Origin of the sequence: Catellatospora chokoriensis, from assembly GCF_011297315.1 — a bacterium.
Lineage (GTDB): Bacteria > Actinomycetota > Actinomycetes > Mycobacteriales > Micromonosporaceae > Catellatospora > Catellatospora citrea.
In genome coordinates this window covers 37,942-54,671 of the sequence record NZ_JAAOTI010000010.1, presented here as the reverse complement: position 1 = coordinate 54,671, position 16,730 = coordinate 37,942, and the positions used below count along the sequence as shown (strand labels likewise).

Here is a 16,730-nt window from a genome sequence, read left to right as displayed (position 1 = left end):
GCTTCACTTCCCCTCGGTGTGCTTGTTGGCGATCTCCGCCGAGGTGAGCTCGCGCGTCGGCAGGATCGGCGAGATGCTCCGCTCGGCGGGGGTGCCGTCCGGCAGCTTCGCCGGGGTGGCCACCGAGGTGGAGTTCGCGAAGACACCCGGGCCGGGCTTGGGGCCGGGGTAGTTGCCCGGCTCGAAGCGCGCCTTCATCGCCGCGACCTGACCGACCCGCTCGCCCTTGGCGCGCTCGCGGTGGGCCAGCAGCATCGCGCCGACCGCCGCGGTGATGAGCAGCGCGGAGGTGACCTCGAAGACGTAGACGTACCGGGTGAACAGCAGCGAGGCGATGCCCTGCACGTTGCCGTTGGCGTTGGCCAGCTCCAGGCCGACCACCGGCATGTCCCGGGTGGCCTGGTAGACGCCGGTGCCGAGCAGGCCGGCCAGGCCGAGGCCGAGCAGGACCGCGACGACCTTCTGCCCGCGCAGCGTCTCGATCACCGAGTCGGACGCGTCGCGCCCGACCAGCATCAGCACGAACAGGAAGAGCATCATGATCGCGCCGGTGTAGACGATGATCTGCACCATGCCGATGAACGGCCCGGCCTGCACGATGTAGAAGACGCCCAGGCTGAGCATGGTCAGCACCAGCCACAGCGCGGAGTGCACCGCGTTGCGCGCGGCCACCATGCCCAGCGCGCCGATGACCGCGAGCGGGGCCAGCAGGAAGAAGACCCACTTCTCCCCGCCGGACACCTGGCCCGCCGTCTCGGCCGCCGCGGCGAGCACCTGAGTCGAAAGGGTCATCGGGTCTCAGCTCCCGCCGACGTCCCCGGGTTGGCCGGAGCCCCCAGGTAGTAGTCCTTCTCGGTGTCGCCGAGCCGCATCGGGTGCGGCGGCTGCTCCATGCCGGGCAGCAGCGGCGCGAGCAGCTGCTCCTTCGTGAAGATCAGATCCTGCCGGTTGTCCCGGGCCAGCTCGTACTCGTTGCTCATGGTGAGCGAACGGGTCGGGCAGGCCTCGATGCACAGGCCGCAGAAGATGCACCGGGCGTAGTTGATCTGGTAGTTGGCCGCGTACCGCTCACCGGGCGAGAAGCGCTCGGTGTCGGTGTTGTCGCCGCCCTCGACGAAGATCGCGTCCGCCGGGCAGGCCCAGGCGCACAGCTCGCAGCCGATGCACTTCTCCAGGCCGTCCGGGTAGCGGTTGAGGATGTGCCGGCCGTGGTAACGCGGGGCCGTCGGGTCCGGCTTCTCCGGGTAGTGCGTGGTGACGGTCTTCTTGAACATGTGAGAGAACGTCACGCCGAAGCCTTTGACGGCATCCGTCATCGAACCCACGTCACACCTCCTTGTATACGTCGTCGGTGGCGGGCACGGTCTCGCGCTCGGCGGTCAGCCGCTTGGCGCGCGGGCTCACCGGCACCTGCAGGTCCATCGGCGGCAGCGGGAAGCTGCCCTCAGGACGCCGGGCCACCTGCTCCTCGACGGGCAGGGCCGGCTCCTCCTTCTTCTGCGGCCACAGCAGGGCCAGCAGCAGGATCACGACCAGCGGCACGGCCACGAACCAGACCTTGGTCCAGCCGTCCATCTGCTGCTTCTGCATGGTCTTGATGAAGGCCAGGGCCAGGATCCACACCAGGTTGACCGGGATGAGGACCTTCCAGCCGAAGCGCATGAACTGGTCGTAGCGCAGCCGGGGCAGCGTGCCCCGCAGCCAGATGAAGACGAACAGCAGCAGCAGCACCTTGATGGTGAACCACAGCAGCGGCCACCAGCCCGAGTTGATGCCCGGCCAGAAGCTCTCGAACGAGGTCGGCGCGCGCCAGCCGCCCAGGAACAGGGTGGCGCACAGACCGGAGACGGTCACCATGTTGATGTACTCGGCCAGGAAGAACAGCGCGAACTTCAGCGACGAGTACTCGGTGTGGAAACCGCCGACCAGCTCCGACTCGGCCTCGGGGAGGTCGAACGGGGCCCGGTTGGTCTCGCCGACCGCCGAGATCGCGTAGATGACGAAGCTCGGCAGCAGCAGCAGGAAGAACCAGCTCGGCGCGGTGAACTCGAACCCGCCCAGCTTGACCGGCGCGCCCTGCGCCTGCGCGTTGACGATCTCCGAGGTGCTCATCGTGCCCGCGGTCATGAAGACGGCCACGAACGACAGGCCCATCGCGACCTCGTACGAGATCAGCTGGGCGCTGGAGCGCAGGCCGCCGAGCAGCGGGTAGGTCGAGCCCGAGGCCCAGCCGCCCAGCACGATGCCGTAGATGCCCATGCCGGAGCAGGCCAGCACCAGCAGCACCGCCACCGAGATGTCGGTCAGCTGCAGCGGCGTGCGCACGCCGAACATCGACACGAACGGGCCGAACGGCATGATCGAGAACGCGGTGAACGCGCACACGGTCGAGATCACCGGCGCCAGGAAGAAGACCACCTTGTCCGCCTTGAGCGGCATGATGTCTTCCTTGAACGCCAGCTTCAGACCATCGGCCAGCGACTGCAGCAGACCGAAGGGACCGTGCCGGTTCGGGCCGGGACGCACCTGCATCCGGGCCACCACGCGGCGCTCGTACCAGATGGTGAACAGGGTCATCACCACGAGGAAGACGAAGACGCCGACCACCTTGATGAGGACGATCCACCACGGGTCATGCCCGAAGTCGACCAGCGTCGGATCGCCGGTCGCCGGGTCCTCGGCGAGGAACCCGATGGGGGCGAGGATCATTTGCTTCCTCCGCTCACGGTCACGACCGCACCCGGGTTCGCGCCGAGCGTGCGGCGCAGCGTGGAACCCGGCGAGTTGGTCGGCACCCAGACGACGTCATCGGAGATCTCGGTGACGGCGGCCGGCAGGGTGATCGCACCCCGCGCGGTCCCGACGGTCACCGGGTCGCCGTCGGCGACACCCAGCGCGGTGGCGCGGGCCTTCGACAGGCGCACCACCGGCGGGCGCGCGGTGCCGGCCAGCACCTCGTCGCCGTCGGTGAGGCTGCCCAGGTCGATCAGCTGCGCCCAGCTGGCCAGGATCGCCTCGTTCTGCTTGAGCGCGGGCGCGGCCGCGCCCACCTCGGCCGGCGCGGCCGGGCGCTGGGCGCCGGTCGCGGGCAGGCTGCCCAGCTCGCGGCGCACCGTGAGCACGTCGCCGGTGCCCAGCGTGACGCCCAGGCGGGCGGCCAGCGCGTCGAGCACCCGGGCGTCGGTCAGCTTCGCACCCGTGTTCGGGGTGTCCAGCGCCTGCTCGTAGGTGCGCAGGCGGCCCTCCCAGTTCACGTACGAGCCAGCCTTCTCGGCCGGCGCGGCGACCGGGAACACCACGTTCGCGCGCCGGGACACGGCGCTCATCCGCAGCTCCAGCGAGACCAGGAAGCCGACCTTGTCCAGTGCCTCCTCAGCGGCCTTCGGGTCGCTCAGGTCGGCCGGGTCGACGCCCGCCACGACCAGCGCACCCAGCTTGCCGGAGGCGGCCGCGGCCAGGATCGCGTCGGTGTCCCGGCCGGTCTGGCTCGGGATCACGCCCGCCGCGACGCCCCAGGCCGCCGACAGCTCCGCCCGCGCCGCCGCGTCGGCGACCGAGCGGCCACCCGGCAGCAGCGTGGGCAGGCAGCCCGCGTCGACCGCGCCGCGGTCACCCGCGCGCCGCGGCACCCAGGCCAGCTTCGCGCCGGTGCGCGCGGCCAGGCTCGCCGCCGCGGAGAAGCCGCCGCGGACCGTGGCCAGGCGCTCGCCGACCAGCACGATCGTGCCGGGCTCGACGCCCTCCAGGTTGGACAGCACCGCCGGCTCCTGGCCGGGCACGCACTGGGCCAGCGTCGCGCCGGCCTTCTCCGCGCCGCGGGTCAGGAACGGGGCCACCGAGGTGACCTTGAGCTTGCCCTTGGCCGCCGCCTTGCGCAGGCGGAGCAGGATGATCGGGCTCTCCTCCTCCGGCTCGAAGCCGACCAGCACCACGTGCTTGGCCTGCTCCAGGTCGGTGTAGGTGACCGACTGCTCGCCGACGACCGACGAGGCCAGGAACTCGGCCTCCTCCGCCGACAGCGGGCGGGCCCGGAAGTCGATGTCGTTGCTGCCCAGCACGATGCGGCTGAACTTCGCGTACGCGTACGCGTCCTCGACGGTCAGCCGGCCGCCGGTCAGCACGCCGACGCCGTACGCGCCGTCCCGCGCCGCCCGCAGGCCCTCGGCGGCCACGGTGATCGCCTCGGTCCACGAGGCCTCGCGCAGCTCGCCGGTCTCCTTGTCGCGCACCAGCGGGGTGGTGAGCCGGTCGAAGGCGGTGGCGTAGCGGAAGCCCCACCGGCCCTTGTCGCAGTTCCACTCCTCGTTGACCTGCGGGTCGTTACCGGCCAGCCGGCGCAGCACCTTGCCGCGGCGGTGGTCGGTGCGCATGTCGCAGCCCGACGCGCAGTGCTCGCACTTGCTCGGCGAGGAGACCAGGTCGAACGGCCGGGCGCGGAAGCGGTACTGCTCGCTGGTGAGCGCGCCGACCGGGCAGATCTGGATCGTGTTGCCCGAGAAGTACGAGTTGAACGGGACGTCGCCCGACTCCGGGTCGTCCTGGTCGTAGGCCAGCTCGTCGATCGTGCCGTGCTCGTGCGAGTGCCCGAACGAGGCGTCGCGGTAGATGCCGATCTGCTCGGCCGACGACCGGTCCATCAGGTCGATGAACTTGTCGCCCGCGATCTCGTCGGAGAACCGGGTGCAGCGCTGGCAGAGCACGCAGCGCTCGCGGTCCAGCAGCACCTGCGAGGAGATGTTGATCGGCTTCTCGTACTCGCGCTTGTGCTCGTGGAAGCGCGACTCCGGCCGGCCGACCTGCATGGCCTGGTTCTGCAGCGGGCACTCGCCGCCCTTGTCGCACATGGGGCAGTCCAGCGGGTGGTTGATGAGCAGCAGCTCCATCACACCCTCCTGCGCCTTGCGGGCGACCTCGGAGGTCAGCTGCGTGCGCACCACCATGCCGTCGGCCACCGTCTGGGTGCACGAGGCGACCGGCTTGCGCTGGCCCTCCACGTCCACCAGGCACTGGCGGCAGGCGCCGGCCGGGGCGAGCAGCGGGTGGTCGCAGAACCGCGGGATGTCGATGCCCAGCCGCTCGGCGGTGCGGATGACCAGCTCGCCCTTGGGCGCGGTCACCTCGATGCCGTCGATCGTGAGCGTGACGGTGTCGGTGTGCTTCTGTACTTCCTGGCTCATTGTCAGTGCGCTCCTGCCAGGGCGTGGGCGCTGAGCTTCGGCGCCTTGCGACCCTCGATGTAGTCCAGGTAGTCCTGCTTGAAGTACTGCAGGGAGGAGGTCACCGGGCTGGTCGCGCCGTCGCCGAGACCGCAGAAGGAACGGCCCAGGATGTTGGCAGCGGTGTCCAGCAGGGTGTCCAGGTCCTCGAGCGTGCCCTCGCCGGAGAGGATGCGCCGGTAGACCCGCACCATCCAGTAGTTGCCCTCACGGCACGGGGTGCACTTGCCGCACGACTCGTGGTGGTAGAACTCCAGCCACCGGTAGGTCGCGTAGACCGGGCAGTCCTGGTCGCTGAAGAGCTGGACGGCGGTGGTGCCGAGGATGGAACCGGCCGCGGCCACGGACTCGAAGTCCATCGCGGTGTCGATGTGGTCGCCGGTCAGCAGCGGCGTCGACGAACCACCCGGGGTCCAGAAGCGCAGCTGGTGGCCGTCCTGCATGCCGCCGGCCAGCTCGATCAGCTCGCGCAGCGTGATGCCCATCGAGCACTCGTACTGGCCCGGGTTCTTCACCCGGCCGGACAGCGAGTAGATCATCGGGCCGGACGACTTCTCCGTGCCCATCGTCTTCCACCAGGCGGCCCCGCCCAGCACGATGTACGGCACGCTGGCGATGGTGCCCACGTTGTTGACGACGGTGGGGCTGGCGTAGAGGCCGTGCGTCGCCGGGAACGGCGGGCGCAGCCGCGGCTGGCCGCGGAAGCCCTCCAGCGAGTCCAGCAGCGCCGTCTCCTCGCCGCAGATGTACGCGCCCGCGCCGGAATGCACCACCAGGTCGAGGTCGTACCCGCTGCCCAGGATGTTCTTGCCGAGGTAGCCGGCCTTGTAGGCCTCGGCCACCGCGTGGCGCAGCCGCCGCGCGGCGTGCACCGCCTCACCGCGGATGTAGATGTAGGCGCGGTTGGCGCGGATCGCGTACGAGGCGATGATGACGCCCTCGACCAGCGAGTGCGGGTCGTGCGCCATCAGCGGCAGGTCCTTGCAGGTGCCCGGCTCGCCCTCGTCGGCGTTGACGACCAGGTAGTGCGGCTTGCCGTCGTTCTGCGGGATGAAGCCCCACTTGAGCCCGGTCGGGAAGCCCGCGCCGCCGCGACCGCGCAGGCCGGAGTCCTTGATCAGGGCGATCAGGTCGTCCGGGTGCACGGCCAGCGCCTTGCGCAGGGCGGCGTAACCGTCCAGGCGCTCGTAGACGTCGAGGCGCCAGGCGTCGGGGGACAGCCAGCGCTTGGTGAGGACCGGGGTGAGCTTGGCCAGGGTGGCCGCGCTGGGCGTGCTCACTTCGCCGCCTCCTTCGAGGGAGTCGGGATGGGCGTGTTGATGTCGAAACCGGCCGGGCTGATCCCGTGCTGTTGCGCCAGACGCACGCCGCGCAGCGTCGAGTCGCCCGCCGGGCCGTCGGCGACCGCGCCCTCGCGCTCGTCGGCGAAGCCCGCCAGCTGCAACGCCGTCTCCTTCAACGAGCACAGCCGGGCGCCGCGGGACGGCATCGGCCGCTGCCCGGACTTGAGCTTGCCGACCACGTCAAGCGCGCTGGCCGGGGTCACGTTGTCGAAGAAGTCGTAGTTGACGGTGAGCACCGGGCCGTAGTCGCACGCGGCGAGGCACTCGGCGTGCTCCAGCGTGATCTTGCCGTCCTCGGTGGTCTCGTCGTGGCCGACGCCCAGGGTCTCCGACAGCGTGTCGTAGACCTCCTGCCCGCCGAGCACGTTGCACAGGGTGTTGGTGCAGACGCTGACCAGGTACTCGCCGGTCGGGCGGCGCTTGTACATGGTGTAGAAGGTCGCGACCGCGCCGACCTGGGCCTTGGTCAGGTTGAGCTGCTCGGCGCAGAACGCGACCCCGGCCGGGGACACGTAGCCCTCGACCGACTGGACCAGGTGCAGCATCGGCAGCAGTGCCGAGCGCTCCTTGCCCTCCGGGAAGCGCGCGACGATCTCACGCGCCAGCTCCCGGGTCTTCTCGTCGAACACGTCCACCGACTTCTGCGGCGCTGTCATCGGTCACACCCACCCATCACCGGGTCGAGGCTGGCCCCGCCCGCGATCACATCTGCCAGCAGGCCACCCTCGGCCATGGCCGGGATTGCCTGCAGGTTCACGAAGCTCGGCTCCCGCATGTGCACCCGGAACGGCCGGGTGCCCCCATCCGAGATCACGTGCGCGCCCAGCTCGCCGCGCGGACCCTCGATCGGCACGTACACCTGGCCGGCCGGGACCCGGAAGCCCTCGGTGACCAGCTTGAAGTGGTGGATCAGGGACTCCATGGACTGGCCCATGATGTGCGCGACGTGCTCCAGCGAGTTGCCCAGGCCGTCGTTGCCGAGCGCGAGCTGCGCGGGCCAGGCGATCTTCCGGTCCTCGACCATGACCGGGCCGGGCTTGAGCCGGTCCAGCGCCTGCTCGATGATCTTCAGCGACTCCCGGATCTCGGCCAGGCGCACCAGGTAACGCGCGAACACGTCGCCCTCGGGCTGGGTCGGCACCTCGAAGTCGTAGGTCTCGTAACCGCAGTACGGCATGGTCTTGCGCAGGTCCCAGGCCAGGCCCGAGCTGCGCAGCACCGGGCCGGTGACGCCGAGCGCCACGCAGCCGGTCACGTCCAGCACCGCGACGCCCTTGGTGCGCGCGGTCCAGATCGGCTGGCCGGACAGCAGGTCCTCGTACTCCTTGAGCCGCTTGGGCATGAAGTCGAGGAACTCGCGGATCTTCACGATCGCCGTGTCCGGCACGTCCTGCGACACGCCGCCCGGGCGCACGTAGGCCATGTTCATCCGCAGACCGGTGATCATCTCGAAGATGTCGAGGATGAACTCACGCTCGCGGAAGCCGTAGATCATCATCGACAGCGCGCCGAGCTCCATGCCGGTGGTCGCCAGCCACACCAGGTGCGAGGAGATCCGGTTGAGCTCCATCATCAGCACGCGGATGGTGTTGGCGCGCTCGGTGACCTGGTCCTCGATGCCCAGCAGCTTCTCCACCGCGAGGCTGTACGCCGTCTCGTTGAAGATCGGGGCGAGGTAGTCCATCCGGGTCACGAACGTGGAGCCCTGCGTCCAGGTGCGGTACTCCATGTTCTTCTCGATGCCCGTGTGCAGGTAGCCGACGACGAGGCGGGCCTCGGTGACGGTCTCGCCCTCCATCTCCAGCACCAGGCGCAGCACGCCGTGCGTGGACGGGTGCTGGGGACCCATGTTGACGACGATGCGCTCGTCGTGCAGCGGGTCGACGCCCGAGACGATGCTGTCCCAGTCGCCGCCGGTGACCGTGAAGACCTTGCCCTCGGTCGTCTCGCGCTCCTGCGCGTAACCAGCGTTGCTCATCGGTATGCCCTCCGGCTGTCGGGCGGCGGGATCTCGGCGCCCTTGTACTCGACCGGCACGCCGCCCAGCGGGTAGTCCTTGCGCTGCGGGTGGCCGTCCCAGTCGTCCGGCATGAGGATGCGGGTCAGGTTCGGGTGGCCGTCGAAGATCACGCCGAACATGTCGTACGCCTCGCGCTCCTGCCAGTCCGCGGTCGGGTAGACCGTGGTCACACTGGGCAGGTGCGGGTCGGCCGCGGTGACCGCGCACTCCAGGCGGATGCGGCGGCGGTAGGTCATCGAGGTGAGGTGGTACACCACGTGCAGGCGGCGCTCCTCGGCGATGTAGTCCACGCCGGACACCGACGAGCACAGCTCGTAGCGCAGCGACAGGTCGTCGCGCAGGATCTGGCACACCTCGGCGATCTTCGCCGGGACGATGTGCAGGGTCAGCTCCCCGCGGTCGATGACGACCCGCTCGATCGCGTCGGAGAAGCCCGGGTAGGCCTCCTCCAGCGCGTCGACGACCTCGTCGTACCAGCCGCCGTACGGCCGCTGCGCGTCGAGCTGCACCGGCCGCTTGCGGACCAGGCCGCCCATGCCGGAGGTGTCACCGGTGCCGGTGACGCCAAAGAGTCCTTCAGGCTGAGTGGCGCTCATGCTGCCACCTCGCTTCGCTCGCCGGCAGCCTGAGCGCCTGCGCACTGCAACATGGTTCGCTCGCTCCGCTCACTCACCGGTGGTTCCCCCGCTCCATCCACTTCGTGATCCGCAGCTGCTCCTCGCGGCCCTCGGCGACGGCCTGCTCCCACTCGGCGCGCAGCGCCTTGTTGTAGCGGTAGCTCGACGGCATCGCACCCGGGGCGACCACGGGCTTGCCCTCGCGGGCCTCCTTGGCGGCCAGCATCTTGCGGCCGCCGGCGCCCAGCGGCTCAGCGAGGATCTTGTCGTGCAGCTTGAGGATCGCGTCGAGCAGCATCTCCGGCCGCGGCGGGCAGCCCGGCAGGTACATGTCTACGGGCACGATGTGGTCCACACCCTGCACGATCGCGTAGTTGTTGAACATGCCGCCCGACGAGGCGCAGACGCCCATCGACAGCACCCACTTGGGGTCGGGCATCTGGTCGTAGATCTGGCGCAGCACCGGGGCCATCTTCTGGCTCACCCGGCCGGCCACGATCATCAGGTCGGCCTGGCGGGGCGACGCCCGGAAGACCTCCATGCCGAAGCGGCCCGAGTCGAATCGGGCCGCACCGGTGGCCATCATCTCGATGGCGCAGCAGGCCAGGCCGAAGGTGGCCGGCCAGAAGCTGGCCTTACGGGTCCAGTTGACGAGCCCCTGAACGGTGGTGAGCAGCACCCCGGAGGGGAGCTTCTCTTCGAGTCCCATGTCAGTCCCAATCCAGGCCACCGCGACGCCACACATAGGCGTACGCGATGAACACCGTGCCGATGAACAGAAGCATCTCGACGAAGACGAACCACCCCTGGAAGTTGTCGAAGGTGACGGCCCAGGGGTAGAGGAAGATGATCTCGATGTCGAAGACGATGAAGAGCATCGCGGTCAAGTAGAACTTGATCGGGAAGCGCCCGCCGCCGATCGGCTGCGGGGTCGGCTCGATGCCGCACTCGTAGGCGTCGAGCTTCGCCTTGTTGAAGCGGCGGGGTCCGATGAAGGGCGCGGCCGTGACCGAGAAAAGCCCGAAGGCCGCGGCCAGCGCGAAGAGCCCAACGATGGGCACGTACGCGGAGAGCGACACCTGCCTACGTCCTTTCTTCCCGGTTGATTAGTGTTTCGCCTGCTTGCAGCTCGGATTATGATCCTCGCCCCGCGGCCCGCTACACCGCGGGTGCCACGCGGGACATGGCATTGATGATCCGGTCCATGGAGTCGCCGCCCCGCGGATCGGTGAGGTTCGCCAGCAGCTTGAGCACGAACCGCATGAGCGTGGGATGCGGCATCCCGTGCTTCGTCGCCACCTTCATGATCTGCGGATTGCCGATCAGCTTCACGAAGATCCCGCCGATTCGGTAATAACCGCCGAATCGGCGCTTGAGCTCGCTCGCGTACGCCTGCAGCGCCAGCTCCCGGGCCGGGCCCGCCGGGCGGGCCAGGGCCTGGATCAGGACCTCGGCGGCCAGCTGGCCGGACTCCATCGCGTACGCGATGCCCTCGCCGTTGAAGGGGTTGACCATGCCGCCCGAGTCGCCCACCAGCATCATGCCCCGCGTGTAGTGGGGCGTGCGGTTGAACCCCATCGGCAGGGCCGCGCCGAGGATCTTGCCGTCGGCGTTGGCCTCGGTCAGACCCCACTCCTCGGGGGTGCTGCCGATCCAGTCGGTGAGCATGGTGCGGTAGTTCGTCGCCTGGTAGGCCTTGGAGGAGTTCAGCACGCCCAGGCCGACGTTGACCCGGCCGTCGCCGAGCCCGAAGATCCAGCCGTAGCCGGGCAGCTGCGCGGCGCCGGCCTCGCGGCTGCGCAGTTCGAGCCAGGACTCCAGGTAGTCGTCGTTGGCCTTGACCGGACAGTGGTAGTAGCGGCGCACCGCGACGCCCATCGGCCGGTCCTCGCGCTTGGCCATGCCCAGCGCGAGGGCGAACCGGCCGGACACGCCGTCGGCGGCCACCACGAGGTGCGAGCGCAGCGTCTTGTCGCCGTCGGGCGTGCGCACTTCGACGCCGACCACGCGGCCGTCGGTGTCCAGCACCGGGCCGGTGACGTTGTGGCCGGTGCGCAGGTCGGCACCTGCGGCGACGGCGCGCTGGGCGAGCATGTCGTCGAAGTCCATGCGCGTGCGCACCAGGCCGAAGTCGGGGAAGCTCGCCAGGTCGGGCCAGTCCAGCTCCAGCCGGACGCCGCCGCCGATGACCCGCAGGCCCTTGTTGTGCAGCCAGCCGGCCTCGGGGCTCACGTCGACGCCCATGTCGATCAGCTGCTTGACCGCGCGCGGGGTCAGTCCGTCGCCGCAGACCTTCTCCCGCGGGAACTCGGTCTTCTCCAGCAGCAGCACCTTCGCACCATGCTTGGCAAGGTGATAGGCGGCGGCGGAGCCACCGGGACCGGCTCCAACGACGATCACATCCGCATCGACATCGGTCGGTGTCATGCTCACCTCCACCTCGGCCTTAACGCTCGTTCGGGGCTCGTGAAAGTCTTCACAAGCAAGTCCGGCGAGCAGTCTAGAACTGCGTCAAGGACCCGTAGTGGTTAGGTGAACCTAACTGCACATTCGGCCCGGCCGCGCTCCCAGAGCGCGAGCAGGACCGAGGCGAGCCGGACCGACCGCGGCGGCGTCAGGGCGGGCCGGGCTGGGGGTCCGGGGTCGGCTCAGGAGCCCCGTCGGGATCCGGGTCCGGGGGCACGCCGGGATCCGGGGCGGGCGGCGGCACGGGATGCGTCGCCCGGCGGGCGGCCGACCTGCGCCGGGCCGCCTCCTCCAGCTCGGCGACGCGCACCGGCGGCTCGCCGTAACCGCCGCCGAGGACGCCGATGACCGCGCTCTCGTCGTACCGCATGGTTCGATCCTGCGGCGGCGGGGCGCGCCGTGTCCGGCGAACGCGTGGATCAGGCGGGCTTGACGGCCCGGTGCAGCGCCACGATCCCGCCGGTCAGGTTGCGGTACTTCACCTGGGCCCAGGAGTTCTCACCAATGATCTTCGCGAACTCGTTCTGGTTGGGCCAGGCCCGGATGGACTCGGCGAGGTAGACGTACGCCTCGGGGTTGCTGGAGACCTTGCGGGCCACCGCGGGCAGCGAGCGCATCAGGTACTGCAGGTACACCGTGCGGAACGCGCCGTTCACGGGGTGCGAGAACTCGCAGATCACCAGGCGGCCGCCCGGCTTGGTGACCCGGGCCAGCTCGCGCAGCGCGGCCGGGGTGTTCGCCACGTTGCGGATGACGAACGACGTGGTCACCGCGTCGAAGGTGTGATCGGGGAACGGCAGCGCGAGCGCGTCGCCGGCGACCAGCGGCACGTGCGGCCGGTCGCGGCGGCCCACCGCCAGCATGCCCAGGGACAGGTCGACGCCGACCACGTACGCGCCCGAGCGGGCCAGCTCCTCGGTGGAGACACCGGTGCCCGCGCCCAGGTCGAGCACCTTCTCGCCGCGCTTGAGGCCCAGCGCGGCCCGGGTGGCGCGGCGCCAGCCCTTGTCCTGGCCGAACGACAGCACGGAGTTGGTCTTGTCGTACTTCTCCGCGACGCCGTCGAACATGGCGGCGATCTCGTACGGCTCTTTATCCAGGTCTGCGCGGCTCACAGCGCCACTCTGCCAAACGCGGTCCGGGCGCGCTGCGGCGGCCGCCACACTGCGCTAGCGGATCACCTGTGTGGCGTCCATGTCGTAACCGTCGCCGTCGCCGTCGTCATCGTCGCGACCGGCGCGCATGCGCCACAGGTACACCGCGCCGCCCAGCCCGACCAGGCCGAGCAGCACGATGCCGAAGCCGACCAGCATCAGCCCGCTCAGCGTGGCGCTGCCGGACGCCGGCGGCTCCGACGGCTCGGCCACGGCCGGTTCCGTCGACTCCTCGGCGGACGGTTCCTCCGTGGCCTCAGGCGTCTCGCTCGGCGTCGCCGAGGGCTCGGGCGACGGCGACGCGGAGGCCGACGGCTTCGAGGACGGCTTGGGCGACGTGCTCGGCATCGGCTTGGTGACGCCGTTGAGCACGATGTTCGTCGCGTTGTTCGACTTCTTCGAATCGCACCCGCAGCTCACGCTGACCGCACCGGGAGCGGTGATCTTGCGGTCGACCCGCAGGTCGAGGTCGCGGTTGACGAACTCGCCGGGCTTGAGGGTGAGGGCAGCCCGCCAATCGGCCCCGAGCTGGCAGCGCGCCGTGGTGCGGGCGACGTTGAACACGCAGTTCGTCGCGCCGTTCGCCCGGACGATCACCGAACCCGCCGGAGCCCGGTAGGACACCGTCACCGGCTTCGCCCCGATCGGGTCCGGGCCCCTGTTGGCGAGGCCGATCGGCACGCTCACGATCTGCCCGACGTCGCCCTCGCGGCCGTCCGCCGACTGCACCGCGAGATCCGATCCGGCGGCCCACGCGGGAGAAGCGGCGAGCCCGAGCCCCGCCAGCAGTGCCGTCAGCACCGCCGCGAGCCTGATCACGTGCCGTTCCATCGCCGTCCTCCCACGAATCGCCAACCCTGGACGGTAACCGCGAATCCAGGGGGCGGCCCATAGGCCGATCAGTCACGCACTGCGTGGGATTGATCACGAGTTCGGGTCAGAAAGTGGGATACGGCCGCACTTTCTGACCCGAAACGGCGATCTTGCCGCCGGTCAGCGAGCGTCGACCAGCGGGAGCTGCTTGCCGACGCCGCCGCCGGCAATGGCGATGGAGGAGAAGTGCGAGGTGACCCGCTCGTCGGTGGGGTCGTCGGCGGGGGTCCAGTGGACCTGCAGGTGCCGGTAGAGCGTGTCGCGCTGCGCCGGGATGCGGCCCGCGGTGCGGATGAGCTGGACCAGGTCGTGCAGGTTGGAGCGGTGCTTGGCGCCCGCCGAGGAGATGACGTTCTCCTCCAGCATGATCGAGCCCAGGTCGTCCACGCCCATGTGCAGCGCGACCTGGCCCACGTCCTTGCCGGTGGTCAGCCAGGACGCCTGCAGGTGCGCCACGTTGTCGAAGAAGAGCCGGGCCACCGCGATCAGGCGCAGGTACTCCAGCGAGGTCGCCTGCGTGCGCCCCTTGAGGTGGTTGTTCTCGGGCTGGTAGGTCCACGGGATGAAGGCCCGGAAGCCCCCGGTGCGGTCCTGCACGTCGCGGATCATGGTGAGGTGCTCGATGCGCTCGGCGTTGGTCTCGCCGGTGCCCATCATCATGGTCGCGGTGGACTCGACGCCGTGCCGGTGCGCCACCTCCATGACCTCCAGCCAGCGCGCGCCCGACTCCTTGAGCGGGGCGATCGCCTTGCGCGGGCGGTCGGGCAGCATCTCCGCGCCGGCCCCCGCGATGGAGTCGAGCCCGGCCGCCTTGATGCGGACCACGGCCTCCTCGATGGAGACGCCGGAGACCTTGGCCATGTGCAGGATCTCGCTGGGCCCGATCGAGTGGATCATGAGCTGCGGGTACGCCTGCTTCACCGAGGCGAACAGCGTCTCGTAGTAGTCCACGCCGTACTCGGGGTGGTGGCCGCCCTGCAGCATCACCTGGGTCGCGCCGAGCTCGACCGCCTCACCGCAGCGGCGCAGGATCTCGGCGGTGTCGTGGGTCCAGCCCTCGCTGTGCTTGGGGGCCCGGTAGAAGGCGCAGAACTTGCACGCCGTCACGCAGACGTTGGTGTAGTTGATGTTGCGATCGATCAGGTACGTGACGACGCCGTCCGGGTAGCGGCGACGGCGCACCGCGTCCGCGGCCTCACCGAGCGCGTGGAACGGCGCGTCGGTGTACAGCAGCAGCGCCTCCTCGGAGCTGATCCGGCCGCCGTCCGCGGCCCGCTGCACGATGCTGTCGATCTCCCGGTTCGCAGTCACGCCCCCGAGACTATCGGGTCGCCGCCGTGCCGGATGTGGCTGGTCCGTCACAGGCCCCGTCGTCCCCGGCCGTGACCGGGGATGACGGGCCGCACACCACCACCGCAGGCGTTGCGCGATCGCCCTCGCGGCCACGACTCATGCGTCTGTTGCGCATGGTCTGATCCGGAAACGACAGCTTTGCCCGTCACGCGTCGAAGTCGAGCACCAGCTCCTCGCTCGTGGGGCTCGACTGGCACGTCAGCACGTATCCCGCGGCCAGTTCGTCGGGCTCCAGCGCCCAGTTCGCGGCCATCTGCACCGCGCCGGAGACCACCTTCGCGCGGCAGGTCGAGCAGACCCCTCCCTTGCACGCGTACGGCAGCTCGCCGCGGTGGCGCAGCGCGGCGTCCAGCACCCGCTCGGAGCGGTCCATGGTGAAGTCGGTCGACCGTCCGTCCAGGACGATGGAGACCTCCACGTCGCCGCCCGCCACGTCGACGACCGGGGGCGCGACCTCCTCGGCGTGGAACAGCTCGACGTGCACCTTGCCGGTCGCGTCCACCGCGGCCAGCGCCTCACGGGCCGCGCGCACCACGCCCAGCGGGCCGCACAGGAACCACTCCTGCACCTGCGCCAGCTCGAACTCCTTGAGCAGCGCGGTCACCCGGTCCGCATCCAGCCGGCCGGAGAGCAGCTCGCTGGGCTGCATCTCCCGCGACAGCACGTGCACCAGCTGCAGGCGCCCGGGGAAGCGGTCCTTCAGGTCGGCCAGCACGTCGGCGAACATCACCTCGGCGCCGCTGCGGTTGCCGCAGAGCACCGCGAAGGTGCTGCCCGGCTCGGTCTCCAGCGCCGCCGACACCAGCGACAGCACCGGCGTGATCCCCGACCCCGCCACGATCGCGCCGTAGCGGCGGGTGCGGGCCGGGTCCAGCTCGGTGGTGAAGCGGCCCAGCGGCGGCAGCACCGGCAGCGTCTCGCCCGCCGCGAGTGCCTGTGCCCGGGTCGAGAAGACCCCGCCCGGCACCCGCTTCACGCCGATCGTCAGCGTGCCCCGCTCACGCAGCTGCGCGGGCGTCGAGCAGATGGAGTACGAGCGGCGCAGCTCGTCGTCCAGGCGTACGGTGACGTGCTGTCCCGGCCGGAAGGCGAACGCCTGCCGCAGCTCGGCGGGGACCGCGAAGGTCAGCGCCACCGCGGACGGGGTCAGCTGCTCCACCGCGGTGACGGTCAGCTCGTGGAAAGTCGTGCTCACAGCGGCGTGCTCACAGTTTCTTGATCGCGTTGAAGGGTTCCAGGCAGGAGCGGCAGCTCCACAGGCTCTGGCAGGGCGTCGAGGCGTACCGGCTGATCTGCAGCACCGGCGTGGGCTGCCCGCCGTGCGCGTGCGCGCAGCGCGGGCAGGCCGGCGTGCCGGACGCCCCCGGCGCCGCGATACCGGTGCGCTCCAGCGCCGCCCAGCCCGACTCGGTGATCATGTCGGTGGACCAGGCCGGGCTGAGCACGGTCCTGACCTCGACGTCGGCGAACCCGGCCCCGGCCAGCGCGGCCCGGATGTCGTCACGGATCGCGTCCATCGCCGGGCAGCCGGAGTACGTCGGCGTGATCGTCACGACCACCCGGCCGTCCTCGGCCGTCTCGGCCCCGCGCACGATGCCCAGCTCGCCGATGGTCACCACGCGCAGCTCCGGATCGGGCACCGCACCGGCGATCTCCGCGATCTCCGTCCGCGTCGTCGTCATCACGGC

At 70.3% G+C, this 16,730-nt stretch carries 15 protein-coding genes and 2 pseudogenes; all 17 read right to left on the bottom strand.

Annotated features, from left to right (window positions below):
* Positions 1-3: 3 nt before the first annotated feature.
* The gene (locus HAV39_RS16460; protein ID WP_191840101.1) at positions 4-792 is read right to left on the bottom strand and encodes an NADH-quinone oxidoreductase subunit J; all 789 of its coding nucleotides are present in this window, start codon (positions 790-792) and stop codon (positions 4-6) included.
* Between the two features lie 5 nt (positions 793-797).
* Positions 798-1,316, bottom strand: a pseudogene (gene nuoI / locus HAV39_RS16455) (NADH-quinone oxidoreductase subunit NuoI); the annotation flags it as partial.
* A 10-nt stretch (positions 1,317-1,326) separates the two neighbouring features.
* Positions 1,327-2,709, bottom strand: coding sequence for an NADH-quinone oxidoreductase subunit NuoH (nuoH, locus tag HAV39_RS16450; RefSeq protein ID WP_120317848.1), 1,383 nt, complete (start codon positions 2,707-2,709; stop codon positions 1,327-1,329).
* Positions 2,706-5,177, bottom strand: a complete 2,472-nt coding sequence (locus HAV39_RS16445) for an NADH-quinone oxidoreductase subunit G (protein ID WP_191840100.1) — start codon at positions 5,175-5,177, stop codon at positions 2,706-2,708. The genes nuoH and HAV39_RS16445 overlap by 4 nt, the downstream gene beginning before the upstream one ends.
* A gap of 2 nt (positions 5,178-5,179) precedes the next feature.
* Positions 5,180-6,496 carry an NADH-quinone oxidoreductase subunit NuoF gene (nuoF, locus tag HAV39_RS16440; protein WP_191840099.1) on the bottom strand — a complete coding sequence of 439 codons (1,317 nt, stop codon included), beginning with the start codon at positions 6,494-6,496 and terminating at the stop codon, positions 5,180-5,182.
* Between the two features lie 26 nt (positions 6,497-6,522).
* Positions 6,523-7,194, bottom strand: a pseudogene (gene nuoE / locus HAV39_RS16435) (NADH-quinone oxidoreductase subunit NuoE); the annotation flags it as partial.
* A 17-nt stretch (positions 7,195-7,211) separates the two neighbouring features.
* Complete coding sequence (locus HAV39_RS16430) at positions 7,212-8,537, bottom strand: NADH-quinone oxidoreductase subunit D (RefSeq protein ID WP_191840098.1); 1,326 nt, start codon at positions 8,535-8,537, stop codon at positions 7,212-7,214.
* The gene (locus HAV39_RS16425) at positions 8,534-9,175 is read right to left on the bottom strand and encodes an NADH-quinone oxidoreductase subunit C (protein WP_191840097.1); all 642 of its coding nucleotides are present in this window, start codon (positions 9,173-9,175) and stop codon (positions 8,534-8,536) included. The genes HAV39_RS16430 and HAV39_RS16425 overlap by 4 nt, the downstream gene beginning before the upstream one ends.
* Positions 9,176-9,248: 73 nt before the next feature.
* Positions 9,249-9,905: a NuoB/complex I 20 kDa subunit family protein gene (locus HAV39_RS16420; protein WP_120317843.1), complete on the bottom strand. Its 657-nt coding sequence runs from the start codon at positions 9,903-9,905 to the stop codon at positions 9,249-9,251.
* A gap of 1 nt (position 9,906) precedes the next feature.
* Positions 9,907-10,275, bottom strand: a complete 369-nt coding sequence (locus HAV39_RS16415; RefSeq protein ID WP_120317842.1) for an NADH-quinone oxidoreductase subunit A — start codon at positions 10,273-10,275, stop codon at positions 9,907-9,909.
* Positions 10,276-10,354: 79 nt separating this feature from the next.
* Positions 10,355-11,623 carry a geranylgeranyl reductase family protein gene (locus tag HAV39_RS16410; protein WP_191840096.1) on the bottom strand — a complete coding sequence of 423 codons (1,269 nt, stop codon included), beginning with the start codon at positions 11,621-11,623 and terminating at the stop codon, positions 10,355-10,357.
* 187 nt (positions 11,624-11,810) lie between these two features.
* Positions 11,811-12,032 (bottom strand): hypothetical protein, encoded by a 222-nt coding sequence (locus tag HAV39_RS16405; protein WP_191840095.1) that lies wholly within the window; start codon positions 12,030-12,032, stop codon positions 11,811-11,813.
* Between the two features lie 49 nt (positions 12,033-12,081).
* Positions 12,082-12,777, bottom strand: a complete 696-nt coding sequence (locus HAV39_RS16400) for a demethylmenaquinone methyltransferase (RefSeq protein ID WP_191840094.1) — start codon at positions 12,775-12,777, stop codon at positions 12,082-12,084.
* Between the two features lie 54 nt (positions 12,778-12,831).
* Entirely contained in the window at positions 12,832-13,647 is an 816-nt protein-coding gene (locus tag HAV39_RS16395; RefSeq protein WP_191840093.1) for a hypothetical protein, read from the bottom strand.
* A 162-nt stretch (positions 13,648-13,809) separates the two neighbouring features.
* Positions 13,810-15,000: a cyclic dehypoxanthinyl futalosine synthase gene (gene mqnC / locus HAV39_RS16390; RefSeq protein ID WP_120317838.1), complete on the bottom strand. Its 1,191-nt coding sequence runs from the start codon at positions 14,998-15,000 to the stop codon at positions 13,810-13,812.
* Between the two features lie 187 nt (positions 15,001-15,187).
* Entirely contained in the window at positions 15,188-16,237 is a 1,050-nt protein-coding gene (locus HAV39_RS16385; protein ID WP_191840092.1) for a 2Fe-2S iron-sulfur cluster-binding protein, read from the bottom strand.
* Positions 16,238-16,247: 10 nt separating this feature from the next.
* Positions 16,248-16,724, bottom strand: coding sequence for a 1,2-phenylacetyl-CoA epoxidase subunit PaaD (gene paaD / locus HAV39_RS16380; RefSeq protein ID WP_191840091.1), 477 nt, complete (start codon positions 16,722-16,724; stop codon positions 16,248-16,250).
* Between the last annotated feature and the right edge of the window lie 6 nt (positions 16,725-16,730).